This is a genomic window from Draconibacterium halophilum, assembly GCF_010448835.1.
GTDB lineage: Bacteria > Bacteroidota > Bacteroidia > Bacteroidales > Prolixibacteraceae > Draconibacterium > Draconibacterium halophilum.
The window spans coordinates 2,889,789-2,915,628 of record NZ_CP048409.1 but is presented as its reverse complement, the minus strand read 5'-3'; the positions used below and the strand labels follow the sequence as shown (position 1 = coordinate 2,915,628).

The following is a 25,840-nucleotide window of genomic DNA, read 5'->3' as shown; positions in this document are numbered from 1 at the left end:
TACTTTGAGTACAGAACAGTCTACACTTTTCTGAGAGACACTCGAGCTTCTAAAAACACATATATTTAACAAGCTAATTCGTATTATACTAGTACTTGCTACATTTTATACCGGTAGCAAATGAAAATAGTTTAGAAGAGGATACGAAAACATTCAAATACATTTTATATTGCACTAAATTTATTTAGATATGCACCAAAAACTAATAATAGTTGTAATGCTTTGCCTTTTTTTATGTGGCAACGTACAAAAGACAACAAGCCAAACCAAACAGAAAAAGAAGGGCGAAAAACCCAACATTATTTTTATTTTAACCGACGATCAGCGTTGGAGTGCATTGGGTTATGCCGGAAACAAACTAGCTACAACCCCCGAAATGGACAAATTAGCTGAAGCTGGTGTGTATTTCAGAAATGCCTTGGTTACAACTCCTATCTGTTCAGCAAGCCGTTCCAGTATTTTTACCGGACTGCAGGAACGCACTCATAAATATACTTTCCAAACTGGAGCTATTCGCAATGAATTTATGCAAAATGCTTACCCCTGCTTATTAAAACAAGCCGGTTATTACACTGGTTTTTTTGGAAAGTTTGGAGTTAATTACCCTGAAAAAGAAACATTATTTGATGTTTTTGAAGACTATGATCGGGCAAACCAATACAAAGACTACAGAGGCTACAATTATAAAACGTTGAATGGTGACACTGTTCACCTCACCCGTTACACAGGTCAAAAGGCACTTGATTTTCTTGATAATGTGCCCGATGATAAGCCTTTTTCTTTGTCCTTGAGTTTTAGTGCACCCCATGCACACGATGGAGCACCCCAGCAATATTTTTGGCAGGAAGAGCCGGGCAAATTGTACCAAAATATGGATATGCCCGAACCGGAACTGGCTGATGATAAATACTTTGATGCACTACCACAAATTGTACGCGATGGATTTAACCGTTTGCGTTGGCACTGGAAGAACGACACTCCTGAAAAATACCAACACAGTACAAAAGGGTATTATCGCATGATTAATGGAGTTGATAGGGAAATCGCCAAAATCAGGAAAAAGCTGGATGAGAAAAACCTGGCAGAGAATACTGTTATTATTTTGATGGGCGACAATGGCTTTTTTCTTGGCGAGCGTCAGATTTCAGGTAAATGGCTGATGTACGATAATTCCATTCGGGTTCCGTTAATTATTTACGATCCGCGGGTAAAACAGCCTAAGGATATTGACGACATGGCCCTGAATATTGATGTGCCGGCAACCATTGCCGATTTGGCAGGTGTTAAAGTGCCTGAATCGTGGCATGGTAAAAGTTTAATGCCTGTTGTTACCGGAAAACAAAAATCAATTGACCGAGATACAATTTTAATAGAACACCTCTGGGAGTTTGAAAATATTCCTCCAAGTGAAGGAGTGCGAACTTCCGAGTGGAAATACATGCGCTATGTAAACAATAAATCGTTGGAAGAATTGTACAATTTGAAAGATGATCCGAAAGAGATAAACAACCTGGCCAGCAATCCAAAATACAATGATGTACTTTTTGAGTTCCGGGCTAAAAACGATGAATTGGGACAACGTTATGCCGATCCGTATTCTGGAATTCCTTCAGGATTAACCGTTGAATATATACGTGATCCACGTTTTACTAAAATTATTGATAGTAAACCGGAATTTAGCTGGATAGTACCAGTGGAGGCAGTTGTTCAGGTGGGCTATCAGGTTTTGGTAGCTTCAACAAAAGAAAATATCGACAACAATATTGGCGATGTTTGGAACAGTGGAAATACCCGTTCTTCCCAGTCAAGCGATGTTGAGTTAGGAGGCAGTGGTTTACAACAGAATAAAACGTATTTCTGGAAAGTTCGTATTTTTGATAAAGACAACCGGCTTTCAGAATATTCGGAACCACAACAATTTATAACGGGTGAGTTTGGTGAAAAAATCTCTTCCTCAAACTGGTTTGAGATTGAAAAAATTAAACCTGTAAACTTTAAAAAGAATGCTGATGGTAGCTATTTTGCCGATTTTGGAAAAGATGCCTTTGCAACATTAAATATTACCTATTCAGCAAAAAAGGAAGAAACATTGATCGTTCGTTTAGGAGAAAAACTATTGGGTGATAGAATCGACCAAAACCCTGGAGGAACAATCCGGTTTGCCGAGGTCAAATTAGAAGTGTCACCTCTGAAAACGGAATACCAAATTAAATTAGTACCAAACGAAAGAAATACAAAGTCGATGGCAGTTGCATTACCCGATTCGTTTCCGGTAATTATGCCTTATCGTTATGTTGAAATTGAAGGAGGGTCTGGATTACAAGCAACTGATTTAATTCAAGTTGCCTATTTTAATTATTTTGACGATACAAGCAGTTCATTTTTAAGCTCCAACGATATTTTAAACCAGGTTTGGGAGCTTTGCAAATATTCGCAAAAAGCCACTTCTTTTGCCGGATATTATGTGGATGGCGACCGCGAACGTATTCCGTATGAAGCCGATGCTTATTTGAATCAGTTAAGCCACTATTCAGTTGATAATGAATATTCAATCGCTCGTAAAACCATTGAATATTTTATGGATTACCCAACCTGGCCAACCGAATGGCAACTACATGTTGCTCTGCTTTTCTATGCCGATTACATGTACACCGGTAATACCGAACTGATAGAAAAATATTACGAGCCATTAAAACATAAAACTTTAGCGGAACTAGAATATAAGCATGGTTTAATCAGTACCCAATCGCCAAATCTTAATGGAGAATTTATGGCAAAACTGGGTTTTGCCGATACCACTCAAAGGGTGCGCGATATAGTTGACTGGCCACCAGCACAAAAAAACACCGGTTGGAAATTACCAAAAGACTGGCCACAGGGTGAACGCGATGGTTTTGTTTTTACTCCAATAAGCACAGTTATTAATAGTTTCTATTACAAAAACATGGAAATTATGGCTGAGTTTGCTCGTCTTTTAAATAAACCACAAGAAGAGCTGAATTTCGAAATGCGCGCAGCTAAAGTAAAAAAGTCGATGAATGAGTATCTGTTTAATAAAGCAGGTGGATATTACAAAGATGGAATTGAAACCGACCATGGAGCCATTCATTCCAATATGTTGCCCCTGGCTTTTGGAATTGTTCCTGATGCTTACAAAAAAAGCGTAGCTGATTACATTAAAACCCGCGGAATGGGATGCAGTGTTTACGGGGCACAATTTTTAATGGAAGCGTTATACAACGCCGGTGCGGCAAATTATGCACTTGAATTAATGACGGCAACTCACGACCGCAGTTGGTACAACATGATTAAAGTAGGTTCAACCATTACGATGGAAGCCTGGGATATGAAATACAAACCCAACTCAGATTGGAATCATGCCTGGGGGGCAGCTCCGGCCAATATAATTCCACGTGGCTTATGGGGTATCAAACCTAAAATTGCCGGATTTGGTGTAGTCAGCATTCATCCACAAATGGGCAGTTTAAAAAACAGTTCGATTGTAGTACCTACTATTAAAGGTCAAATTAAAGGTGATTTCAAAAGATAAACAACAGATTAACCCAATACTTAATAGAACTGCCAGCAAATATGGTGGGAGATTTTAGTGTGAATCTGTCATCAGAAGATGTACTTACACTGAATGGTGAAACCGTTAATCCGGCATTCGGGTCGGTTCGTTTAAATCCGGGAATGAATAAAATTGAAATTCAGGTGAATTCGTTTTAAACGAGTTTCATTAAAAATAGTAACACCTATATGCAAGGTACTACGATTGAAGAAGTAATCTTTGTAGCTGAACCGAATGTTACAAGGAATAGGTACATTTATTTAAATATCGCTTTTCCTGCAAGTGATTAATGTTCGTGGGGGCATCCTAAAAGGTTTTTGTATTGCATATATTGACTGTGTCAAAAAAAGTTTGTGATAAGATTCCCGCTTTGGGGCTGCCCCGAATAATTTCAATTTTAAGAACACTTTCTACCGATTGGACGTAATGGAAGAATTTATGGCCTCAGGATTTGGGTATCCATCATAAATTATCATGTCCAAGTCATACGTATTTGTTCTCATTAGTTTTGTGTGGGTTTTTCCGGCGGAACGCTTTTTCTTATTGAATACCGGATAATCAGGTAACCGCTTATACCGGCAATTACTGATGCAATTAATATTCCCAATTTTGCTGAGTTTTGCAAATGGAGGGATTCGTAAGAAAGCTGGGAAATAAAAATGGACATGGTAAACCCGAATCCACCTAAACAAGCTAAACCAATAATCTGTTTAAAATTCACATTTTCGGGTAGTACTGCCAATTTAAATCTTACTGCCAACCAGGTAAATAAACTGATGCCAATTATTTTCCCAAAAATCAGGCTCACCGCAATACTTATGGATAAACGGGTAAAAGTACCTTCGTTGTCGGTGAAATTGATTCCTGAATTTGCAAAAGCAAAAAGCGGAATAATTAAAAAGGAAACCAATGTGCCCAATTTATTTTCCAGATGTTGTAATGGCGACTGAATTTCGGAGGTTATATTGTCTAAAATATTAATGGCAGTTTTGTGATCTTTAAACTCCACAACCTTTTTTCCAACTAATTGCGACAATTGGTTGAGGGCCTTTTTCCCTTTATTGATAACAACTATCAGCTGCTTTTTTCGATGCGATGGAATTGTAAATGCAAAAAGAACTCCTGCGATGGTTGGATGTATTCCCGACTCTAAAAACAGCAGCCATGTCACAATCCCAACAGGAATATATAAATACCTGGAATAAATATTTTTAAAAGACAGAAGTGATAACCCCATCAATAAGCCAACGGATATGGCAACAAGATGCCAGTGTATTTGTGAACTGTAGAATATTGCAATGACCAAAACCGCGCCCAAATCGTCGATAATTGCAAATGCGGCCAGAAATATGGTCAGTCCAAAAGGTACGCGTTTCCCCAGAATTCCCAACACCCCCAATGTGAAAGCTATATCTGTAGCCATTGTAATTCCCCAGCCTTCTATACCTTCTCTGCCGTGGTTGAGAATAAAAAATAGAGCAATGGGAAATATCATTCCACCGATTGCAGCAAAAATGGGCAACATAGCTTTTCTCATTGAACTGAGCTCACCAAGCAGAAATTCTCTTTTTATCTCCAGTCCGATTACAAAGAAAAAGATGGTCATAAGTCCGTCGTTAATCCAGTGTAATACCGATTTGCTTAGGTGGAAATTGGGAAAGCCAATAGAAAAATCGAGGTGTATAAACTGGTTATACCAGTTGTTTAGACTGGTATTGGAAACAATGAGGGCTGAAATAGCAGCCAGAAGCATACAAATGCTGCTCAATGATTTTATTTTTACAAATCTCCGTAACGGGTCAAATTTAATCTCCATAATTCAACAAATAAAATGTCTCCACAGGGACCTTAATATAGTAAGAGCTTAATTCTAAACCTAATTCTTTTGTATCCCCCAAAAATCATAAATCGATGAAGACGGAATTTCCATTAGCCAATAAAAGCAATAAATATTTTTAAGATCATAAATCAGTCTTTCTTAGGAAACATTCATTTCGCTTGTTTTTTCGTTTACGACTGCATGCTTGAAAGAGTTTCTAATATTGAGGAACGCAATTTTTCAATGTCTGAAATAATCATAATTTATTCTACAATAAAATTTGGACGAGGGCGTTCTGAAGAACAAACTCTATTAACATCGATAATGAACATTTTGAAGAACACGTTTTTCTGGCTTATTCTTCTATTTATTACGTTACCTGCTTGTGATAAAGATGATGAATTGAATGTAGTTTCAAATAGAGAATATAATGTTGGAATTACTATAATGGGAGGGTATTCACAGTACATCTCAATTTTCAACGGAAGTTATTCCGGATCTGAATCTTCAGTAGCTTTTAAACCACTGAAAGAAGGAAAAATTAAAGAGATGCAAATTAAAGTATCGCGAAACTCCTTGTCTGAAAATGGAAAGGTTGTGTTACGGAAAAATGGTAACGACTCTTTAATCCAGGAAATTGAAAAAGGAAAAACAGGCTATTTTGTAGCCAGTGATTCCATTCAATTGTTAGCTGATGATGAAATTAATCTGTATGTTGATGCCTCAAGTCAAAAGCAAGGAGAAATAGAGCTTTCTATTCGTGTGATTATCGATTATCCTTAGCAAAAAAGCATCATCCCTGAGATTTTTGTTTTAGACCCTTAATGTAAATTTTATCTAAAATCATTCCAGATAAGCTTGCTGTTCTGAAAAATCAATATATATTTGTGTTAAACAAATTCGGCAAGAATGAACATTGACATAAGAAATACTACTTCTTCTATCGCAGCAATCCGTTGCGGAGCAATGTTTATGTCGTCTATGTTTATGTCTATGCGCTAGCCTTCATTCGATGGTTAATCGTTGATTGAAGGCATCCCGTACAAGCGTTTGTTATCACAAATAAATTTAAAAAAATATTTTATGTCGGATAATGTTATTCGATTTGGTGGAAGCCATATTGGCAACCAAATAGCACTACAAAATTTAAAAGCCTGGTTAGCAGGCAGCACAAGCCGCAACTATGTGGTTGTTTCTGCCATTCCCGGATTGCTCGATCTTATTCAATTCAACCTGGAACAGGTATTTCAGAACGAACTGAACAAAGAGAAATTATTAAACGAAATCTACGGATTTTATGTTAATAATATTGATGAGCAACCGTCTGATACTTATTCAAAATTAGCCGACCAGCTTATTGGTTTATTAAAAGGAATCGGTCTTATTGGAGACTACTCACGAGCTTTAAAAGATCAGGTTTATTGTTTCGCCGAGAAATTGTCGCTTGAGATTCTGTCTTCACTCTGGAAAGAAGCAACTGTAATTCAGCCGGAAGATATCGCATTGCAGGTATCATCCGATTTTGGAAACGCAACTTTTCTGTCGGTAGACAAAAATAAACTCAATAAACTGGAGGACGGAGTTTTCTTGGTTCCCGGAACCTACGGGCTTGCCGAAAACAACAAACTGGCTCGAACCGGGAAAACGGCAGCCGATTACACCGCCGCTTTTCTTACCAAAGAATTGGGCTTAGATGCCCTAAAACTTTGGGGGCTCGACAACGATTTTCAGCGGGCCAAACCTGTTATTATCGAAAATCCCGAGATTATAAAACGTCTTACTTATTCAGAGGCCAGTGAGCTGGCTTATTTCGAGCACTATTCGTTTCACCCGCGTACAGTGGAGCCGCTGGAGCATGCGCATATACCGATTCAGGTGTTGAGTCCGAAAACGGCAAAGGGCGAAGTTGAAACCATAATCAACACCGAGACTTATATCGAAAAACAGATTGTAAAAAGTGTTGCTTGCACCGACGATATTTCGCTGCTAAAGCTAGATGGACCGGGTGTTGGTTTAAAGCCGGGTATTTTGGCAAAAGTAACAAACCAGTTAAACGATGCCGGGTTAAACATTAAGTCGGTAATTACCTCGCAAACCTCCATCAATTTTATCTTAAGCAAAGAAAATGGCGCAAAAGCATTAAAACTGGTTCACAAATTGGGCTTTTCTACTGTTACTGATATTAAGGTTGTAAACGATTTGGCACTAATTGGTATTGTAGGACACGGTATGCAACAGGCTTACGGCGTGTCGGCAAAGATATTTGCTGCGGTAGCTAACAATAAAATCAATGTAATACTTAGTGGTTCCGGCGCATCTGACCTGGTAAGCTATTTGGTGGTGCAGGAATCCGACAAAGAAAAAAGTGTGAGAGAAATTTATAACGCTTTTTTTAGTGATAAATAGAATTGTAACAATTATTAAAGAATGATTTTACCCTTTTGGCTGTCGCCATTTTTCCTTACAAAGGGAAAAAAGGATAATGCAAAGTATCTGCAAAACTTTATTTGCAGAGGCTTCGATTAAAGCGTTCTCCCCTTGTAAGAGGAGATGCTTACAAGCAGAGGGGTAAAGAAAAAATTCAACAAGTTTCTAACTCATAAAATTATAACAAAATGACAACACAAAAATTGAATTTCGAAACACTGCAACTACATGCAGGACAACAACCCGATGCAACAACGAACTCGCGTGCTGTGCCAATTTACCAAACATCGTCGTACGTGTTTAACGATGCCGATCATGCGGCCAACTTATTTGCGCTAAAAGAGTTTGGTAATATTTATACCCGAATCATGAATCCAACTTCGGATGTATTTGAGCAGCGTATGGCAGCACTCGAAGGGGGAGTGGCAGCACTCTCAGTGGCTTCGGGACACGCCGCGCAGTTTATTGCTTTGAATAATATTCTGGATATTGGCGACAACATTGTTTCATCGCCATATTTGTACGGCGGAACATACAACCAGTTTAAAGTTACTTTTAAACGACTGGGAATTGAAGCACGCTTAACCGAAGATTTGGAAGCTGCATCGTTCGAGAAACTTATCGACGATAAAACAAAAGCAATCTATCTTGAAACGATTGGAAATCCGGGATTTGTAATTCCTGATTTTGATGCGATTGCCGCATTGGCTAAAAAATACGATATCCCGTTTATTGTTGACAATACCTTTGCAGGCGGTGGTTATTTATTCCGCCCGATTGAGCATGGTGCCGACATTGTAGTGGAATCGGCAACCAAATGGATCGGTGGCCACGGAACCAGCATTGGCGGTGTAATTGTTGATGCCGGAACCTATAATTGGGGTAATGGTAAATTCCCCGGTTTTACTGAGCCTTCTGAAGGTTATCACGGATTGAAATACTGGGATGTATTCAATTTCGACGGACCATTCGGAAATATTGCATTTATTATAAAAGCACGTGTTGAAGGACTGCGTGATTTTGGTTCGGCAATCAGTCCGTTCAACTCGTTTCTGCTTCTTCAGGGGCTGGAAACATTGTCGCTTAGAATGGATCGTCATGTGGAAAATACACTGGCTTTGGCCAAATGGCTTGAAGCACATCCGAAAGTGGAGAGCGTAAATTACCCGGGGCTGGAAAATAATCCATCCTATGCCAATGCGCAGAAATATTTGCCTAAAGGTGCCGGTGGAGTGCTGTCATTCAATGTTAAAGGCGATAAAGATACGGCTAATAATGTGGTTAATAATCTGGAACTGGTAAGTCACCTGGCTAATGTTGGCGACGCAAAAACATTGATTATTCAACCGGCAGCAACAACTCACCAACAGTTGTCGGAAGAAGCTCAGGCAGCCGCAGGAGTAACTCCAACACAGTTACGTGTTAGTGTTGGATTAGAACATATTGGCGATATTATTGCTGACTTTGAGCAGGCGCTGGGCAAAGCTTAGTGCGAACATTCACCTGCTGACTCCCAGTCAGCAGGTGAATCAAAAAAATATCTTCAACATTGAACAAGCACTTCAGAATGTTGGTTAATTTTGCAGCCTCGAAAAGCGGGTAAAAACAGATCTCGTTAGTCAAAGAATAAAATAGTCAAAAAAAAATGCCATTAAATATAAACGACAAACTTCCGGCAATTGAAATACTTCGCGAGGAGAATATTTTTGTAATGGATTCATCACAGGCATCGCATCAGGATATACGACCACTAAAAATTGTGATCTTAAATTTGATGCCCCTCAAGATCTCCACTGAAACAGATCTTCTCCGCCTTTTATCAAATTCTCCTTTACAGATTGAGATTGACTTTCTGAAGATAAAAGGTCACACACCAAAGAATACTTCTTCGGAACACATGAGCGAGTTTTACAGCACTTTTGATGAGCTGAAAGACAAAAAGTACGATGGCATGATTATTACTGGTGCACCAGTTGAGCTACTCGATTTTGAGGAAGTAACCTACTGGAATGAAATGAAAGAGATTCTCGACTGGGCTGAGCACCATGTAACTTCATCATTGTTTATTTGCTGGGCAGCTCAGGCTGCGTTGTACCATTATTACAATGTGCCAAAATATCCCCTCAACAATAAAATGTTTGGCGTTTTCGAGCATCACTTATCCGATAATACACTACCAATATTCCGCGGTTTTGATGATGCCTTTTTTATTCCACATTCACGTCATACTGAAATTCGTAAAGAGGATATCGAAAAAGTGGACGAGCTGAAGATTATTTCCTATTCGCAGGAAGCAGGTGTCTCTATTGTAAAAGCCAAAAACGGGCGCCAATTGTTTGTAACAGGTCATTCTGAATATTCGCGTCATACTCTGGATGGAGAGTACAAACGTGATAAGGAGAAAAAATTACCCATTGAAATGCCCGTGAATTATTATCCCGGTAACGATCCATCGAAAACACCAATTATGCGCTGGAAATCAACAGCCAATCTGTTATTTTCCAACTGGCTGAACTATTACGTTTATCAGGAAACACCTTACGATCTGGAACAAATTAATTAATAACTGAACTCTGTTACGCTTTCTGTTTCTCTTTTAATCTTGTAACTTTGAGTAACAAATACATAAAACCGAGGAATAATGAAAAATATAGCAGTAGTATTAGCAGGAAATGGTGTTTATGATGGAGCCGAAATTCATGAATCTACCTTAACTTTATTGGCAATAGCCCAGCAAGGTGCAGCCTACCAGTGTTTTGCCCCCGATGTTGATCAGGCGCATGTGGTAAACCACATAACCGGCGACGAAATGCCGGAAACGCGCAATGTGATGATCGAAGCTGCCCGTATCGCCCGTGGCAACATAAAAGCTTTGTCGGAATATAAAGCTGCCGATTATGATGCCATTGTTATTCCCGGAGGTTTTGGTGCTGCTAAAAACCTATGTACTTTTGCCTTTGACGGACCCGATTGTAAAGTAAATTCGGATGTTGAGAAAGCGATAAAAGCTACAGTTGAAGCAGGAAAACCTATCGGTGCGTTGTGTATTTCTCCGGCAATAATTGCCAAAGTTTTAGGCGATGTAAAACTTACCATTGGCCAGGACAAAGGAACTGCAGATGGGATTGAGGCATTGGGAGCTACGCACGTTAATACAACCCATGGAGAAATTGTTGTTGATGAGAAATACAAAGTAGTTACATCACCTTGTTATATGCTCGATGCCACAATCACCCAAATTGCAGACGGCGCTTCAAATGCAGTTGCTAAAATTTTGGAGATGGCTTAGTTGCCAGCAAATTTTGTATATAAAATAATTTTATGAGCTCAATTCCCTATATCAATATTCACACACATCCACTTCATAAAGAAGCAGACTCCATTACCGTGCAAAATATATTTCCTGGTGATGGATTCGCTGCATTTAGCGGGCGTAACTTTTATTCCGTAGGATTACATCCCTGGCATCTTGGCACCAAAAACCAAAATAATGAAGCCATGCAAATGGTGGAGGAGGCACTCGAATTCGATCATGTAATTTTTGTTGGCGAAGCCGGACTCGATAAAATTAATGGAGGTGATTTTATCGAGCAACAGCGGGTTTTTGAGGCGCATGCTGTTATGGCTGAAGAATATGAATGCCCATTGATTATTCATTGTGTAAAAGCAATGAATGAAGTGGTGGAACTTCGTAATAAAATGAACCCTGTCTTGCCCTGGATCATGCACGGATATAATGGCAGTCTCGAATTTACTAAACAATTGGAGGAAAAAGGATTTCTGTTTTCATTTGGAAAGAATCTGTTCCGAGAGAATTCAAAAGCCGTAAAGTCATTCAAATATTTGCCATTAAATAAAATATTCTTCGAAACCGATGAGCTGGATTCAGATGTAGATGCCATTTATGAGCAGGCTGCAAGTTTAAAAGAATTACCCATTGAGAAGCTTAAAGAGGCGGTGTGGAAGAACTTCAACCAAATAGAAAATTCGTTAATACCTGGCAGAATTTAAACACAATTTTGTTTCTTTGCCCAACAAAAAATTAGCTTTTGGAGTTATGCACTGGTTGGAACGAACTGAGTTATTGTTAGGAGAAGAAAAACTGGCTAAATTAAAAAATGCAAATGTGCTGGTTGTTGGGTTAGGTGGTGTTGGAGCTTATGCGGCAGAACAATTATGTCGCGCAGGAATTGGAAAGATGACCATTGTTGATGGCGATGTTGTTGAAGAAAGTAACCGTAACCGCCAGTTACCGGCGTTAATAAGTACTAAAGGATTACCAAAAGCTGAAATTCTGGCTAGGCGCTTTCATGATATTAATCCCAATCTGGAATTGACAATCGTGAATGAATTTATTCGCGACAAGCGTGTTATCGAGATTTTACAAAGGCAGCCTTTTGATTATGTGGTTGATGCCATAGACACGCTTTCTCCCAAAGTTTTTCTGGTATATCATGCCTTGCAATTGCAACTTCGGGTGATTAGTTCGATGGGAGCAGGCGGGAAAATGGATCCGTCGAAAATAGAATTGTGCGATATAAAAAATCGTACAATTGTAAACTGGCCAAAATGATGCGTAAAAAATTGTCGCAATTAGGTGTTAAAAAGGGCTTTAAGGTTGTTTTTTCACCCGAAACTATTGATAAAGAAGCAGTCCGTATCGAGGAAGGTCAAAATAAAAAATCGACAGTAGGAACAATATCGTACATGCCACCGCTTTTTGGGTGCTTTATTGCCAGTGAAGTTATTCGCGAGCTAACGGCAGAATAACTGTATGTTTAAGAAATATGTTAATTTTAGTTTGATAGTTAGAATAAAGGACTATCTTTGGGCTGTTAATTTTTAGAAAAGTCTGGCGATTAGCAATTTGGTCTTTTTTTATTGATTTTTAGTAAACCGGACAGTTTATCTCTCTTGTGTTTTTCCCGACGTTATTTCAATCGTAATAAAACATCTTTTATATTGTATTAAAGTAACACCAGGACGTGATGCATTTTGACGGGTTCTTCTGGTGGTCAGTAAGATGGATATTAATTAACTTTAAATTATAGTATAAGATGAACATTTACATTGGAAATTTGCCCTTCAATTTGGGCGAAGAAGATTTGAGAGAAATTTTTGAAGAGTATGGTGAAGTTGCTTCAGCTAAAATTATCATGGATAAATTTACTGGTAGAAGCAAAGGATTCGGTTTTGTTGAAATGGAAGATGACGCGGAAGCTAACAAAGCTATCGAAGAATTGAACAACGCTGAGGTTGCAGGACGTAACATCAAAGTAAACGAATCAAAACCACGTGAAAACAACAACCGCGGTGGCGGTGGTGGTGGTGGTTACAACCGCGGTGGCGGAGGTGGTTACGGTCGTCGTGAGCGTTACTAGATCAGAAAAGAATTTTTTGATAATATAAAAAAGGGGTTCATTTAGTTGAATCCCTTTTTGTTTTTATAAGACCGGAATCCCAATCTTTTTCTATTTTTGAAATACAATTCAACCCGATAATAATTATGAGCAGTATCGTTTATCTGAATGGAGAATTTATTGCAGCTGAAGAAGCTCGTATCTCGCCAAACGACCGAGGATTTCTGTTTGCTGATGGTGTTTACGAAGTAGCGAAATATTACCATGGAAAAGCTTTTCGTTTTCAGGATCATTTAGACCGCCTGAAACGCAGTTTGAAAGAGATTTGTATTGCATATGATACCGAAAAACTAGAGGCTGTTTTTATGGAATTGATCCGAAAAAACGATATGCTTGATAAGCACGCAGGCATTTACCTGCAAATTTCGCGGGGGGCGGCCAAACGTTCACATCATTTTCCAGAAGATATCGAGCCAACAGTTTATGCTTATGCTTTTGATCTTCCCTCAGCTGTCGAAAAACTGGAAAATGGAATTAAGGTTATTACCCGCGACGATATTCGTTGGCAACGCTGCGATATTAAATCGGTTTCGTTACTGCCCAATACTATGTTGTATGATGAAGCTCATAAAAACGGGGCAGGAGAGTGTATTCTTATCCGCGATGGTAAGGTAGCCGAAGCAACACATTCAAGTGTGCTTTGCGTAAAAAATGGCATTGTGGTAACGCGTCCGTTATCGAACTTAATTTTACCAGGCATTACCCGAAAAGTGATCATGGAACTTTGCGCTGCCCATAACATTCCGGTTGAAGAACGCCTGTTTACACAAGAAGAACTGCATGAAATGGACGAAGTTTTTATTGCCGGAACAGGAAGCGAAATTTGCCCTGTTGTACAAATAGAAGACAAGTTGATTGCCGATGGAAAACCGGGAAAAACAACCCGTTTACTGCAAAAACTGTTTTTTGAGTTGACTTAAATTAGACTTCCAGAGTAAGTTGATCCAGTTTTTTTCGAATAGATGCAAACTCGTCATCGGAGACCATTAGTTCTGCCGCCTTCAGGTTTTCCAGCACTTGTTTTTCATTTCGGGCTCCGGCGAGAACACAAGTAATTCCGGGTTGTCTCATGGTCCAGTTCAGAACCAATTGTGCTAAAGTTGCTTGTTTCGATTCAGCAATAGGTTTTATTTTATCCAGAAGTGCATTGATTCGCGATAAGTTTGGCTCCTTAAAAAATGGGGTAGTTGGGCGATGATCGCCTTCACTAAATTTATAATCAGCGGTAATTTTACCGGTTAAAACACCTCGTTGCAGCGGACTGTAAGCTATAATTGCTTTATTGTTGGCAATGCAGTGGGGCACTACTTCGTCTTCAATATCTCGGTTAACCATGCTGTATGGAACCTGATTCGAAGAAAGCTTGAAATACTTTTCTGCTTTTTTCATTTCGTTTGCCGAATAATTACTTACTCCTCCTGCCCTAATTTTCCCCTGATCTTTCAGAATTTCCAAAGCTTCCATTGTTTCTTCGAGGGGGGTGGAACTGTCGGGCCAGTGTTGCTGAAAGAGATCAATATAATCAGTGCCAAGTCGTTGTAAACAATCTTCGCACTCTTTTATCACATTTTTTTTGCTGCCCAAACGATACAGACTTACCGGATTTCCCTCGTTATCAACAGTTTTTTCATAATGAATATGCCCCGACTTTCGGTCCCATACCAGACCAAATTTTGTTAGTAACTCAACTTTACTTCGTTTCCCTTTAATAGCTTTACCAACAAATTCTTCGCTTTGACCAAAACCGTAAACCGGTGCGGTATCGATGGTCGTCATTCCGTTTGCAATGGCTGCCTCTATTGCTTTTATCGATTCATTTTCTTCTGCTCCGCCCCAAAACCATCCGCCAATGGCCCAGGCTCCAAAAGTAATAGGTGTTATTTTTACGTCTGATGAAGGTAACTGTACTTTATCCATGATTTTATACTTTTCAAATGACAAACTCCCGGAAAGTTAGGGATAAAAATTAACTTATCGAAGACCAGTCGAAGCTTGTATCCTTTGATGATAACAGATTTTTAAGAAGCAACTGATTTTGCTCTTTTTGTAAAAGAGGATCGTCGTCGAGAATATCGTTCGCAATGTTTCGAGCTTTTTGTAAAATCTCTCCATCTCTCCCGAGATTGGCAATTTTCAGATCGAAGCCTACGCCACTTTGCTGTGTGCCTTCCAAATCGCCAGGGCCACGTAATTTCATATCTACTTCGGCTATTTCAAAACCATCGTTGGTGCGCACCATGGTTTCCAGGCGTTTGCGGCTTTCGCTGCTTATTTTGTACGACGACATGAGTATACAATACGATTGTTCTGCACCACGCCCAACACGACCGCGTAACTGGTGTAACTGCGACAAACCAAAACGTTCGGCACTTTCAATTACCATAACTGCTGCATTTGGAACATCAACACCAACTTCAATAACTGTGGTGGCGACCATTATTTGTGTTTCGCCACGTTTAAAAGCCTGCATGGCACTTTCTTTTAAGTTGGGCTTCATTTTTCCGTGTACCATACTTATCTGGTAATCGGGGAAAGTATCGGAAATATGCCGGTAGCCTTCCTCCAGGTTTTTCAGATCCATTTTTTCCGACTCGGAAATTAACGGGAAAACAATATATACCTGCGTGCCTTTATCGATTTGCTGCTGCAAGAAACGGTTCAACTGAGCTCTTCTGTTTTCGAAAAAGTGCATGGTTTGAATCGGTTTTCTTCCCGGCGGTAATTCATCGATTACAGAAACTTCTAAATCACCATAAACCGTCATTGCCAATGTTCTTGGTATCGGAGTGGCGGTCATTACTAAAATATGCGGTGGAATGAGATCATTCTTTTTCCAGAGCTTTGCCCGTTGCGCCACGCCAAAACGGTGTTGCTCGTCTACGATAACCAATCCAAGTCGATTGAAGCTCACTGTGTCTTCAATTAGTGCATGTGTGCCAATAACAACCTGCATTGCTCCCGATTGCAGCGCTTCATGCAAAATCTTGCGCTGTTTGGCTTTTGTCGATCCGGTAAGCAGACCCACATTAATCCCCATGCCATCAAGCATTTTTGATATCGATTGATAGTGCTGCTGGGCCAAAATCTCGGTTGGCGCCATCAAGCAACTTTGGAATTCGTTGTCCATAGCCAGCAGCATGGTCATTAACGCCACCAGGGTTTTTCCACTTCCAACGTCGCCCTGTAACAAGCGATTCATCTGAGACGTGCCATTTACATCTCGCCTGATTTCTTTAATCACTTTTTTTTGTGCATTGGTGAGCTCAAACGGTAAAAATTTTTCGTAAAAAGTATTGAAGTTGTACCCTACTTTTTCAAAATAAAATCCCTTGAATTTCTGTTTGCGGTTGTGTTTTAAGGCCAGTATTTTTAACTGAATTAGAAACAACTCCTCAAACTTCAGACGGAATGTCGCATTTTTCAGCTCAGTGGTTTGTTCCGGTTTATGAATGGCTGATAAAGCTTGCTCAAGTGGCATCAGTTTTAGCTGAGTAATCAAATGTTCTGGCAATGTTTCTCTGATTTTTCCTTTGGCCAGTCCCAGCAAAGTGAGCTGAAATTTGTTAATGATTTTTGAGGTGAGAAACTGCTTTTTCATTTTCTCGGTAGTATTGTAATGCCCCTGAAACAGCCCGACTGGTTTGAGTTGCATTTCTTCCTCGGTTTCCATCTCAGGATGAACCACGCTAATTCGGCCACTAAACAAAGCCGGCTTCCCGAAAACAATGTAGGTTTTGTTCATTCGGAGTTGCTCTTTTTGCCATTTTATGCCCCGAAACCACACCAGTTCCATGGTGCCGGTGCTATCCGAAAAGCGGGCAACAAGTCGCTGCTTTCCTCCGGTGCCAACTGTTTCCATTGCGCGCAAAACGCCTTTTACCTGAATATATGCCATTTCTGTTCTGATGTCGGAAATCTTATAAAACTTCGTACGGTCGATGTATTTGTAGGGATAATAATAAATCAAATCTCTGAAGGTTTTAATTTTCAGTTCTTTGAATAAAATTTCCGCACGCTTTGGACCAACGCCGGGTAAGAATTTTATTTCCTGATCGAGAAATTCTGACATGAAGCAAATATACATAATCACACAAAGTGCTACAACAGGGAATAAAGATGAAATTATGAAAATAATTAACTGAATTGGGTATAGTTTTTGTTAACAAGTGAAAAGTTATTTATGATAATAAATCTTAAAAAATACTATTTCCGGATATTAAACAAGCGGAAAATCATATTTTTATCATCGAATCAGTCAGTACATGTAATGCGACAAAGCAAAATACTACAAATACATAAAACAAAGCTATGCCAGAAAAAATTATTCATCTTGAGAACATTGTAAAAACTTATAAGGTTGGTACGCAGGAAGTACGGGCACTTCGTTCGGTTTCTATTGATATTTACAAAGGCGAGTACGTGGCGATTATGGGAGCATCAGGCTCAGGAAAATCAACGCTAATGAACATTATTGGATGTTTAGATACACCAACCAGCGGAACCTACGTTTTAAACGCAAAAGATGTAAGCAGCTTGTCGGACGACAGTTTGGCCGAAATCAGAAACTCAGAGATCGGATTTGTATTTCAGGTATTTAATCTTTTACCTCGAAACTCAGCACTCGAAAATGTGATGTTGCCACTGGTTTATGCCGGAAAGCGCAAAGCCGAACGTAAAAAAATGGCTGAAGAAACATTGGTAGATGTAGGTTTGCAGGATCGTATGGAACACAAACCCAACGAACTTTCCGGTGGACAGCGCCAACGTGTGGCCATTGCCCGGGCATTGGTAAATAAGCCGGCTTTGCTGCTGGCCGATGAGCCAACCGGTAACCTTGATTCAAAAATATCGGAAGAAATAATGAAATTGTTTGCCGAAATTCACCGAAAAGGGAACACCCTGGTAATGGTTACCCACGAAGAAGAAATTGCATTACATGCCCATCGTGTAATTCGGCTAAAAGATGGAGAGGTTGAGTCGGACATAATTAATGAGGATCCGATTTATTAACTTTGTAAAAGCGTTTACACAATTATATCCCGAATGTAAACATCTCGGGATTTTTTATGTTTCATAATTTGTAAGAAAAGAAAGATGTCAGGAGATTTTAAAATATATACAAAAACCGGCGACGACGGTACAACCGGACTTGTTGGTGGCAGCCGCGTTAAAAAATACGATTTGCGTTTGGAAAGTTACGGGACAGTTGACGAATTAAATGCGTGCATTGGCGTTATCCGATCGTTTGAAATGGATTCTGCGATAAAAGATTTACTGCTAAAAATTCAGCATAAACTTTTCAACATTGGTTCGCGACTGGCTTCTGATGAAAAAGGAGAAGCGTTTACGGCACAGCTAATAGTTAAAAATGAGGATATTATAGTGCTTGAAAAAGCAATTGACGATTATCATGAAACACTACCTGAATTAAGCAATTTTATTCTTCCGGGAGGAGAACTCTCAGCAGCTCAGTGCCATATGGCACGTACGATATGCCGGAGAGCGGAGCGCCGAATCGTTGAATTCTCAGAACAAACTCCTGTTCAGCCCGAATTGATTAAGTACATTAACCGGCTTTCGGATTATCTGTTTGTATTGGCCCGAAAACTCGGTCATGACAAAGGGATTAGTGAAACAACCTGGGAGTATTGATATTTTTTTTCAGGAAAGTTTATTCGTGTCTAATTTTTACTATATTCGCGCCAAAGTAAAAATCGAGTTTAACCACATAAAACTATAGACACATGTATTGGACTCTGGAATTAGCATCGAAGTTAGAAGATGCACCGTGGCCGGCAACAAAGGACGAATTAATTGATTATGCAATACGTTCAGGCGCTCCACTTGAGGTAATCGAAAACCTTCAGGAAATTGAAGACGAAGGTGAGATGTATGAAAGTATTGAGGATATTTGGCCGGATTATCCGAGCAAAGATGATTTCTTTTTTAATGAAGACGAATACTAAGCATTAAGAAATGATACTAAAAAAGCATCCATCTGTTGGTGGATGCTTTTTTTAGTCTTTGTTACAGGCTTAACGTTTTCCATCCGTCCTTTAAATATTCCGAAAGTGGAACTCCCATGCCTTTTACATCCACACCTAGTTTGGTAAGTTTCTCGTCAACGTCATACATTTTTGCACAGTATAAACAGGCTTCTGTTTTAATACCTATTTCCTGCATCTTTTTAATGTAATCCTGAATCATCTCATTTTCAGCTGCTAGTTTCGACGATGGTCCCCAAATAATAAGAACTACTTCATCAAACCATCCTTGCTTTTTGGCATTGTAGGTGTACATAAATGCCATTTTTTCTGCCACTTCCGGATCGCCGCTAGTCCACAGTACCGCCAATTTATTTTTATTTTCTTCCATCGATTTGTTATTTGTTGCCATTGCCACGCTGCAAAGCAAGGTTAAAAGTAAAAGTAGAAAATTACGTTTCATAATCTTAGGTTTTAAATATGTTTTGCTATTTCTTTTATTGGAATTAAATCAAACTCCGAGTAATTTGTTGACTTGCTCTTAGTAATGAATTCTTTATTCAATAAAAACAATTTACTGTTGAATTTATCTTGCGGAAATGTGTTCTCTTCAGCAAAATCCTCCATGTCAAATTCGGTAAAATTAAGTTCGCAAGCCGATAATTCCCATCCATTATCTTCGTTCATGTATAATAATGGAAGACCGTGAGTACGACATATTATTGGTCGTTCAGCATAGATCTCACATTTGTGGTCGTTCAGAAAAATACAGCTTGATTCATCGTTTTTCGTGTTAATATTAGGTTTGTTTTTACGTTTTTGTAAGGCTTTAACAATGCTGTAAAATTCTACCGGAAAGATGCTGTAATCCATACAACACAGGTCGCAGCCTGCTTTGCATTTCATATGCTTTTTGTGTTGCCTCTCAAGTTTTCCTGATAGTTCGTCAATGTCGTTTTGTAATGTTTTGTATGCTGTATAATCCATATTTTTTACATTTTATGCAATTGCAAAGGTAAGCAATCAAACGAAAAGGGGTGAAAATGAAATTTATCTATCATTAAAAGAGAAGTATCTTTTTTTAGAAAGCAAATTATTCAATTAGTCGTATATTTGTAATCTTTTACGCAGAATAGAACAGAATAGCAATTTCTAGAATGAAACGGGCATGTAATAAAATTTTCAGAAACTTATAAAAACAGTGCATGCGTGTTGTGTCTGTCACCAACTAAAAGAACAATTATAAACAGATGAAAAAATCAATTTTAAACCTAATCCTAATTTTTTGTGCGTTTAGTCTATATGCGCAAAATGAAAATCTCGACTTCTTAGACCCATCGCTTCCTACGGAAGAGCGTGTTGATATGCTGGTATCGCAAATGACACTTCAGGAAAAAGTTGATCAACTGGAGTACACTTCACAAGCGATTGAACGTTTGCAGGTGCCCGAATACAACTGGTGGAACGAGTGTTTACACGGTGTTGCCAGGGCCGGTTATGCAACCGTTTTTCCACAATCGATAAGTATTGCGGCCTCGTGGGATACCGATTTAGTTAACCGGGTAGCAGTAGCTATTTCAGATGAAGCACGGGCAAAACACCATGAGTTTGTTCGTCGTGATAAACGGGGAATATACCAGGGACTTACTTTTTGGTCGCCTAACATAAATATTTTCCGTGATCCGCGCTGGGGACGAGGACATGAAACTTATGGCGAAGATCCGTTTCTCACCGGAATTCTGGGAACTGAGTTTGTAAAAGGACTTCAGGGCGATGATCCGAAGTACCTGAAAGTGGTTGCTACAGCCAAACATTATGCGGTACATTCGGGGCCGGAACCTTTGCGTCATGAATTCAACGCATTGGTAAGCGAACGTGATTTACACGAAACCTATTTACCTGCATTCCGGATGTTAATAAAAGACGGAGGCGCTTATTCGGTAATGGGAGCGTATAATCAATTTAAAGGCGTTCCGTGTTGTGCCAGCAACGAGTTATATAGTATTCTTCGCAACGATTGGGGATTTGATGGATACATTGTTTCTGATTGTTGGGCCATTTCCGACTTTTACACTTTTCAGGACTACTCGGAAGATGCTGCAGAGGCATCGGCAGTTGCGGTTAAAGCCGGTACTGATTTAAATTGTGGAAATTCATATCGTCATCTTATCGAGGCAGTAGAACGCGGATTGATAACTGAAAAAGAAATTGATGTGGCTGTAAAACGGCTGTTTAAAGCCCGTTTTAAACTGGGAATGTTCGATCCTAAAGAAGATGTGGCTTATGCACAAATTCCATTTTCGGTTAATACTTCAGCAGAAAATAATAGACTTGCACTGGAAGCCGCCCGCAAAAGTATTGTTTTACTTAAAAATAAGGATAACACATTACCGCTTTCAACCGACATTAAAACGCTTGCTGTTATTGGCCCCAATGCTGATAACTGGGAGTCGCTGGTTGGAAATTACAATGGGATTGCAAAAAATCCGGTCACAGTACTTAAGGGATTACAAAATAAATTATCGAATACAACTATTTTATATGCCGAAGGAAGTCATTTGGCAAATGGAATAAGTAACCTTCGTGCTATCCCTTCTGAATTTTTACAAACTGAAAAAGGCACACAAGGAGTAAAAGGTGAGTATTTTAATAATGCAAAACTGGAGGGTGAAGCTGCTTTTTCCAGAATTGATAAAAATATTGATTTCTATTGGGAATCGGGAGCGCCGACAGCGGAATTAAACGACGATGATTTTAGTGTGCGTTGGACAGGGTACATTGTACCGCCGGTTTCGGGAGAGTATAGAATTGGCTGCTGGGGAATGCCAAAACTCGATATTTGGCTGGAAGGAGAAAAAATATTAAATCATAACTCAGAACATCATGCTTTTCATCATGAGAAAGGCGTGAAAATGGAAGCCGGTAAAAAGTATAAGTTTGTATACGAGTATGCCAACGATGAAGGTGATGGTGATGCAAAGCTTTTGTGGGCCATGCCTAACCAAAATATGAAAGAGGAAGCAGTAGAAGTGGCTCAAAAAGCCGATGCTGTGGTGTTGGTACTGGGGCTTTCTCAACGTCTTGAAGGTGAAGAAATGCCAATAGAAGTGGATGGTTTTGAAGGTGGAGACCGCACACATTTAAAACTTCCTGCAACACAACGCGAACTTATGAAAGCTGTTGAAGCAACCGGTAAACCGGTAATTCTGGTTTTATTAAACGGAAGTGCGTTGGCTGTTAACTGGGCTGATGAAAACCTGGACGCAATTCTTTCTGCCGGATATCCGGGGCAGGAGGGAGGAAATGCTGTTGCCGATGTTCTAATGGGCGATTACAATCCCGCAGGACGACTGCCGGTTACCTATTACAAATCAGTTGATCAGTTGCCTTCGTTCGAAAATTATGATATGGATAACCGTACGTATAAATACTTTAATGGTGAGCCGCTTTATCCGTTTGGCTATGGTTTAAGTTATACATCATTTACTTATTCAGATTTGAAACTGGATAAAAAGGCCAAAATTGGAAATGTCATTGAAATAAGTACAAAAGTCACCAATTCGGGACAGGAAAAAGGCGAAGAGGTTGTGCAATTGTATTTAACAGATGTAGTCGCATCAACATTACGTCCGAAATACCAGTTGGAGGGATTTCAGCGTATTGCTTTGGAACCGGGCGAAACAAAAACGGTAAAGTTTGTTCTACAGCCCCGTCAGTTTTCAATTATTGGCGTAGATGATAAAAGGGTTATTGAACCAGGAGATTTTACTCTTTTTGTTGGAGGAAGTCAACCTGCAGGAAAAGGATTAAATGGTGTTTCAAAAACAATTGAACTGAAAGGAGAAAAAACTTTCATGGATTAAGAACGTCGTTCATAAATAGTAAAGGCCGTTTCAGGAACTTCTCTGGAAACGGCCTTTTTTATTACCCTTCGCATAGTAATTTATCTTCCAATGCGATACGAAAATTTCACAAGGAAGATGTTATGAGATTTCTGATCAAATAGATCATTAATGTCGTTACTAAATTCAAATTTACCCATGTTGTTGTACGCTTCGCGGTTTTGCGACCATACCAGGTAAATCATCGATCCCGGTCGATATTCCCATCGAACTACCAGGTTTGAGAGAAATTCTTTTACATTAAAATCAGGATTGTCGAAGCTGTAACTGGGTTCTCCACTCGTCGATTCAAAAATGTTATAAACGCAGTTTTCGACATCATAACTAATCTGTTCGCTTGAGTACAAGGAATATCGATCAGTAATTTCAGGAGCTTTACTAACTGTAATGTATTTGAAATCATCATAATCGCCGGTTGCAATAAAAGGCTGGCCCCAAAACTGCACGGTAAGATCGGGAGTGATGTTATAATTTATTCGAATGGAGGTGCTGAATGTTTTGCGTTTAATGCTACCCATTATATAACGTTTGTCGTTCCGATAGTCTTGTTGGGTGATGTATTGAAGTTTGTTATCACTTACACCGTATTCTGGGCTAATTTCAATTTGCATGGCTTTTATTGGGCGATACCCAAATTCTACTTCAAAACTTTTACTCGAGAAGAAATCTTTTTCATTACTCCAGTTCATTCCTCCATCGGCACCATAGGTGAACTTTTTCTGTGGGTTTGAGAAAATACCGGCATAAAAGCTGTGGTTTCCGGGAAGTTTCATTGAAGGGCCACCTCGCAAAGCTGAATGCGAAAGCTGCTCGCCGTTTATATTTACACTTGAAAATGCATTCCAAAAATTTTTAAACTGTACATGTCCGTTAATGTTACCACCTGCCCCGAGTAAATCTCCACCAAAATCATAATTGTTCCACTGATTAAAATTAAGCCCCATACTTCTGAAAATAGAAAAGGGTTCGTACCAGCGATATCCAGCCCAAAAGGCCTGCATAATTTCATCAACTTCGGGGGTGTAGCCAATATCATTAATTTCTAACCCCGGCGATTTCCAGCTAAATATGCCAGCGAACTTAAATTTTCCACCTGTTTTTCCGATGGTTAGTTTTCCGCCGGTTCCTGCCAGCGAGGTTCGTGTTGAATCGAGTGTGACATAGTCGGCATCAGGACGCTGATAGATGCGCGAATAAGAAGTTTGAGTATTCAGCAAAGCTTCTTTGCTGCCTTCAACGCGGCTAAAATAAACCCCGGCATCAATTATCCAGTCTTTGTTGTGCCATTTATGCACAAAATCAATTCCTCCGGTGTATGCACTTTTATGAAGAAACTCAAGGTGTTCATCATTAATATTCCGGTTAACGGCGGTAAGCATTCCCCCGATATAGGTATTTCCCTCATTAAAATCTTTTTGTACTCTACCTACAAAATAATTAGTTAAAGGCTCAACCGACTGAGTTTTGTTGTTTGATATTCCTTTAATTTCTGCTATCTCTTCGGCAGTAACACTTTCAATTAAGCCAATCGACCAACCACCTTTTGTTTTTCCGGTGATTTTTGCAGCCCCTAATATTCTGGTAAAGTCCGGCGTGTCGGCATATTCATCATCAGCTAAGTTGGGTGAGTAATTTGGACGACGTCCAATTCGACGTGAGTAAAACAGATTATTGGCGGATTGATCTCCATCGCCAAAAGCAAGTTTGTATGACAGTATGTTATTTCCTTCGATAAAAAATGGTCGTTTTTCACGGAAAAAAGTTTCGTACGTACTTAAATTTACCTGCGACGGATCGGCTTCAATCTGCCCAAAATCGGGGTTAATTGTAAGGTCCATGGTAAGGTAATTGGTGAGGCCTATTTTTGCATCCAAACCGGCATCAAAACCATTCGATTTTCCTGTTTTCAGAAATGGATTTTCGGGTACTTTTTCAAAGCGTTCGGTGCGAGCTACCATGTATGGAGTTAAACTTAGTGAGTTTTGTGGCTTAATATTTTCAATTCCCCGCAAAATGCCAAATTGTGAAGTGAAACCTGCCATTTCGCGTTTCATCGGTTGCCACGATGAAAGTTCATCCTCCCGAAAAATGTAACGGAATACATTTAGTCCCCAAACCTGTTCTTCACTTTCTTCAAATCGAAGCTGGGTGAGCGGGATTCGCATTTCTGCATTCCATCCGTTGTTTGTAACCGATGTTTTTGTATACCAGATCGGATCCCAGGTACTGTCTTCGTTATCGCCATCATTGGTATTAACCATATCCGAACGCACGCCGGCAGCTGAAACGATAAATGCAAAAGAGGTGCGTTTGTCAAAATAGGAGTCGATATATAAGCCGGCAAGATCGCCATCTGTTTCATCACGCCGCGTCATTCGCATAGAAATACTGTCCGGAACATCGAACGAACGTATTGCCACATATAGATTGTTGACATCGTATAAAATAGCATATTCTGTTTGCCGGGTTGGCGCTTTACCCTCGTTAGGTTCGTGCTGAATAAAATCGTTTTCCCAGTTGGCATTTTGCCATTCCGGCTCGTCAAAAAAACCGTTAATAGTAAGGTTCAGGTTATCAGCGGTTGTCGCTTTGTAAGTTCGTTTTTCCTGTGCAGATATAGTTTGTATGAATACAAAGAATAAGAGGACAGTCGCAATTTTCATTGAAATAGTTTTTCAATAAGACTGCCAAAATAAGATTTTGTTACACTAAAAAAT

The 25,840-nt window shown here is 39.5% G+C and carries 22 protein-coding genes; 16 read left to right on the top strand and 6 right to left on the bottom strand.

All coding sequences use genetic code 11. The features are described 5' to 3' along the window. Positions 1-190: 190 nt before the first annotated feature. The gene (locus G0Q07_RS11650; RefSeq protein ID WP_203532530.1) at positions 191-3,550 is read left to right on the top strand and encodes a sulfatase-like hydrolase/transferase; all 3,360 of its coding nucleotides are present in this window, start codon (positions 191-193) and stop codon (positions 3,548-3,550) included. Between the two features lie 41 nt (positions 3,551-3,591). Next, positions 3,592-3,729, top strand: a complete 138-nt coding sequence (locus G0Q07_RS20335; protein WP_203532529.1) for a hypothetical protein — start codon at positions 3,592-3,594, stop codon at positions 3,727-3,729. Positions 3,730-4,073: 344 nt separating this feature from the next. On the opposite strand, the gene nhaA is transcribed toward G0Q07_RS20335, so the two are convergent. Then, positions 4,074-5,387, bottom strand: a complete 1,314-nt coding sequence (nhaA, locus tag G0Q07_RS11645; RefSeq protein WP_203532528.1) for a Na+/H+ antiporter NhaA — start codon at positions 5,385-5,387, stop codon at positions 4,074-4,076. 246 nt (positions 5,388-5,633) lie between these two features. Between nhaA and G0Q07_RS11640 the strand changes: the two genes are divergently transcribed. The 10 genes from G0Q07_RS11640 (at position 5,634) to dat (ending at position 14,157) form a co-directional block, all read left to right on the top strand. Beyond that, positions 5,634-6,173 carry a hypothetical protein gene (locus tag G0Q07_RS11640; RefSeq protein WP_163346249.1) on the top strand — a complete coding sequence of 180 codons (540 nt, stop codon included), beginning with the start codon at positions 5,634-5,636 and terminating at the stop codon, positions 6,171-6,173. 300 nt (positions 6,174-6,473) lie between these two features. Continuing rightward, positions 6,474-7,796: an aspartate kinase gene (locus G0Q07_RS11635; RefSeq protein WP_163346248.1), complete on the top strand. Its 1,323-nt coding sequence runs from the start codon at positions 6,474-6,476 to the stop codon at positions 7,794-7,796. A 209-nt stretch (positions 7,797-8,005) separates the two neighbouring features. Further along, a complete protein-coding gene (locus G0Q07_RS11630; protein ID WP_163346247.1) occupies positions 8,006-9,307 on the top strand; it encodes an O-acetylhomoserine aminocarboxypropyltransferase/cysteine synthase family protein in 1,302 nt (433 codons plus the stop codon). Between the two features lie 155 nt (positions 9,308-9,462). Further along, positions 9,463-10,380: a homoserine O-acetyltransferase MetA gene (gene metA / locus G0Q07_RS11625; RefSeq protein ID WP_163346246.1), complete on the top strand. Its 918-nt coding sequence runs from the start codon at positions 9,463-9,465 to the stop codon at positions 10,378-10,380. A gap of 78 nt (positions 10,381-10,458) precedes the next feature. Next, a complete protein-coding gene (gene elbB / locus G0Q07_RS11620; protein WP_163346245.1) occupies positions 10,459-11,106 on the top strand; it encodes an isoprenoid biosynthesis glyoxalase ElbB in 648 nt (215 codons plus the stop codon). A gap of 32 nt (positions 11,107-11,138) precedes the next feature. Then, positions 11,139-11,828, top strand: coding sequence for a TatD family hydrolase (locus tag G0Q07_RS11615; RefSeq protein WP_163346244.1), 690 nt, complete (start codon positions 11,139-11,141; stop codon positions 11,826-11,828). A gap of 16 nt (positions 11,829-11,844) precedes the next feature. Beyond that, positions 11,845-12,390 (top strand): tRNA threonylcarbamoyladenosine dehydratase, encoded by a 546-nt coding sequence (locus tag G0Q07_RS11610; protein ID WP_246222891.1) that lies wholly within the window; start codon positions 11,845-11,847, stop codon positions 12,388-12,390. After that, positions 12,387-12,587, top strand: a complete 201-nt coding sequence (locus G0Q07_RS20790) for a ubiquitin-activating E1 family protein (protein WP_246222890.1) — start codon at positions 12,387-12,389, stop codon at positions 12,585-12,587. The genes G0Q07_RS11610 and G0Q07_RS20790 overlap by 4 nt, the downstream gene beginning before the upstream one ends. A 287-nt stretch (positions 12,588-12,874) precedes the next feature. Beyond that, positions 12,875-13,198, top strand: coding sequence for an RNA recognition motif domain-containing protein (locus G0Q07_RS11605; protein ID WP_163346243.1), 324 nt, complete (start codon positions 12,875-12,877; stop codon positions 13,196-13,198). 125 nt (positions 13,199-13,323) lie between these two features. After that, positions 13,324-14,157 carry a D-amino-acid transaminase gene (gene dat / locus G0Q07_RS11600; protein ID WP_163346242.1) on the top strand — a complete coding sequence of 278 codons (834 nt, stop codon included), beginning with the start codon at positions 13,324-13,326 and terminating at the stop codon, positions 14,155-14,157. 1 nt (position 14,158) lies between these two features. Here dat and G0Q07_RS11595 read toward each other — a convergent pair whose 3' ends face one another. Both G0Q07_RS11595 and recG read right to left on the bottom strand, forming a co-directional pair. Next, complete coding sequence (locus tag G0Q07_RS11595; RefSeq protein ID WP_163346241.1) at positions 14,159-15,154, bottom strand: aldo/keto reductase; 996 nt, start codon at positions 15,152-15,154, stop codon at positions 14,159-14,161. A 49-nt stretch (positions 15,155-15,203) separates the two neighbouring features. After that, positions 15,204-17,306 (bottom strand): ATP-dependent DNA helicase RecG, encoded by a 2,103-nt coding sequence (recG, locus tag G0Q07_RS11590; protein WP_163346240.1) that lies wholly within the window; start codon positions 17,304-17,306, stop codon positions 15,204-15,206. A 239-nt stretch (positions 17,307-17,545) separates the two neighbouring features. Here recG and G0Q07_RS11585 point away from each other — a divergent pair, with 239 nt between their 5' ends. The 3 genes from G0Q07_RS11585 to G0Q07_RS11575 all read left to right on the top strand — a co-directional run bounded on the left by G0Q07_RS11585 (position 17,546) and on the right by G0Q07_RS11575 (position 19,203). Further along, positions 17,546-18,247: an ABC transporter ATP-binding protein gene (locus G0Q07_RS11585; RefSeq protein ID WP_317165130.1), complete on the top strand. Its 702-nt coding sequence runs from the start codon at positions 17,546-17,548 to the stop codon at positions 18,245-18,247. Positions 18,248-18,331: 84 nt separating this feature from the next. After that, positions 18,332-18,889 (top strand): cob(I)yrinic acid a,c-diamide adenosyltransferase, encoded by a 558-nt coding sequence (locus tag G0Q07_RS11580; RefSeq protein WP_163346239.1) that lies wholly within the window; start codon positions 18,332-18,334, stop codon positions 18,887-18,889. A gap of 92 nt (positions 18,890-18,981) precedes the next feature. Then, positions 18,982-19,203 (top strand): DUF2795 domain-containing protein, encoded by a 222-nt coding sequence (locus tag G0Q07_RS11575; protein WP_038562297.1) that lies wholly within the window; start codon positions 18,982-18,984, stop codon positions 19,201-19,203. Between the two features lie 61 nt (positions 19,204-19,264). Here the strand turns inward: G0Q07_RS11575 and G0Q07_RS11570 are convergent, their stop codons facing one another. Beyond that, the gene (locus G0Q07_RS11570; RefSeq protein ID WP_246222889.1) at positions 19,265-19,684 is read right to left on the bottom strand and encodes a DsrE family protein; all 420 of its coding nucleotides are present in this window, start codon (positions 19,682-19,684) and stop codon (positions 19,265-19,267) included. 11 nt (positions 19,685-19,695) lie between these two features. Further along, complete coding sequence (locus G0Q07_RS11565; RefSeq protein WP_163346238.1) at positions 19,696-20,208, bottom strand: YkgJ family cysteine cluster protein; 513 nt, start codon at positions 20,206-20,208, stop codon at positions 19,696-19,698. A gap of 263 nt (positions 20,209-20,471) precedes the next feature. Between G0Q07_RS11565 and G0Q07_RS11560 the strand changes: the two genes are divergently transcribed. Further along, entirely contained in the window at positions 20,472-23,084 is a 2,613-nt protein-coding gene (locus tag G0Q07_RS11560; RefSeq protein WP_163346237.1) for a glycoside hydrolase family 3 protein, read from the top strand. Between the two features lie 80 nt (positions 23,085-23,164). On the opposite strand, the gene G0Q07_RS11555 is transcribed toward G0Q07_RS11560, so the two are convergent. Further along, a complete protein-coding gene (locus G0Q07_RS11555) occupies positions 23,165-25,786 on the bottom strand; it encodes a DUF5916 domain-containing protein (RefSeq protein WP_163346236.1) in 2,622 nt (873 codons plus the stop codon). Positions 25,787-25,840: the final 54 nt, after the last annotated feature.

Coding starts and splice junctions, on each gene's coding strand:
- G0Q07_RS11650 (WP_203532530.1), top strand. CDS start 191: ATGCACCAAAAACTAATAATAGTTGTAATGCTTTGCCTTTTTTTATGT.
- G0Q07_RS20335 (WP_203532529.1), top strand. CDS start 3,592: ATGGTGGGAGATTTTAGTGTGAATCTGTCATCAGAAGATGTACTTACA.
- nhaA (WP_203532528.1), bottom strand. CDS start 5,387: ATGGAGATTAAATTTGACCCGTTACGGAGATTTGTAAAAATAAAATCA.
- G0Q07_RS11640 (WP_163346249.1), top strand. CDS start 5,634: ATGTCTGAAATAATCATAATTTATTCTACAATAAAATTTGGACGAGGG.
- G0Q07_RS11635 (WP_163346248.1), top strand. CDS start 6,474: ATGTCGGATAATGTTATTCGATTTGGTGGAAGCCATATTGGCAACCAA.
- G0Q07_RS11630 (WP_163346247.1), top strand. CDS start 8,006: ATGACAACACAAAAATTGAATTTCGAAACACTGCAACTACATGCAGGA.
- metA (WP_163346246.1), top strand. CDS start 9,463: ATGCCATTAAATATAAACGACAAACTTCCGGCAATTGAAATACTTCGC.
- elbB (WP_163346245.1), top strand. CDS start 10,459: ATGAAAAATATAGCAGTAGTATTAGCAGGAAATGGTGTTTATGATGGA.
- G0Q07_RS11615 (WP_163346244.1), top strand. CDS start 11,139: ATGAGCTCAATTCCCTATATCAATATTCACACACATCCACTTCATAAA.
- G0Q07_RS20790 (WP_246222890.1), top strand. CDS start 12,387: ATGATGCGTAAAAAATTGTCGCAATTAGGTGTTAAAAAGGGCTTTAAG.
- G0Q07_RS11605 (WP_163346243.1), top strand. CDS start 12,875: ATGAACATTTACATTGGAAATTTGCCCTTCAATTTGGGCGAAGAAGAT.
- dat (WP_163346242.1), top strand. CDS start 13,324: ATGAGCAGTATCGTTTATCTGAATGGAGAATTTATTGCAGCTGAAGAA.
- G0Q07_RS11595 (WP_163346241.1), bottom strand. CDS start 15,154: ATGGATAAAGTACAGTTACCTTCATCAGACGTAAAAATAACACCTATT.
- recG (WP_163346240.1), bottom strand. CDS start 17,306: ATGTCAGAATTTCTCGATCAGGAAATAAAATTCTTACCCGGCGTTGGT.
- G0Q07_RS11585 (WP_317165130.1), top strand. CDS start 17,546: ATGCCAGAAAAAATTATTCATCTTGAGAACATTGTAAAAACTTATAAG.
- G0Q07_RS11580 (WP_163346239.1), top strand. CDS start 18,332: ATGTCAGGAGATTTTAAAATATATACAAAAACCGGCGACGACGGTACA.
- G0Q07_RS11575 (WP_038562297.1), top strand. CDS start 18,982: ATGTATTGGACTCTGGAATTAGCATCGAAGTTAGAAGATGCACCGTGG.
- G0Q07_RS11570 (WP_246222889.1), bottom strand. CDS start 19,684: ATGAAACGTAATTTTCTACTTTTACTTTTAACCTTGCTTTGCAGCGTG.
- G0Q07_RS11565 (WP_163346238.1), bottom strand. CDS start 20,208: ATGGATTATACAGCATACAAAACATTACAAAACGACATTGACGAACTA.
- G0Q07_RS11560 (WP_163346237.1), top strand. CDS start 20,472: ATGAAAAAATCAATTTTAAACCTAATCCTAATTTTTTGTGCGTTTAGT.
- G0Q07_RS11555 (WP_163346236.1), bottom strand. CDS start 25,786: ATGAAAATTGCGACTGTCCTCTTATTCTTTGTATTCATACAAACTATA.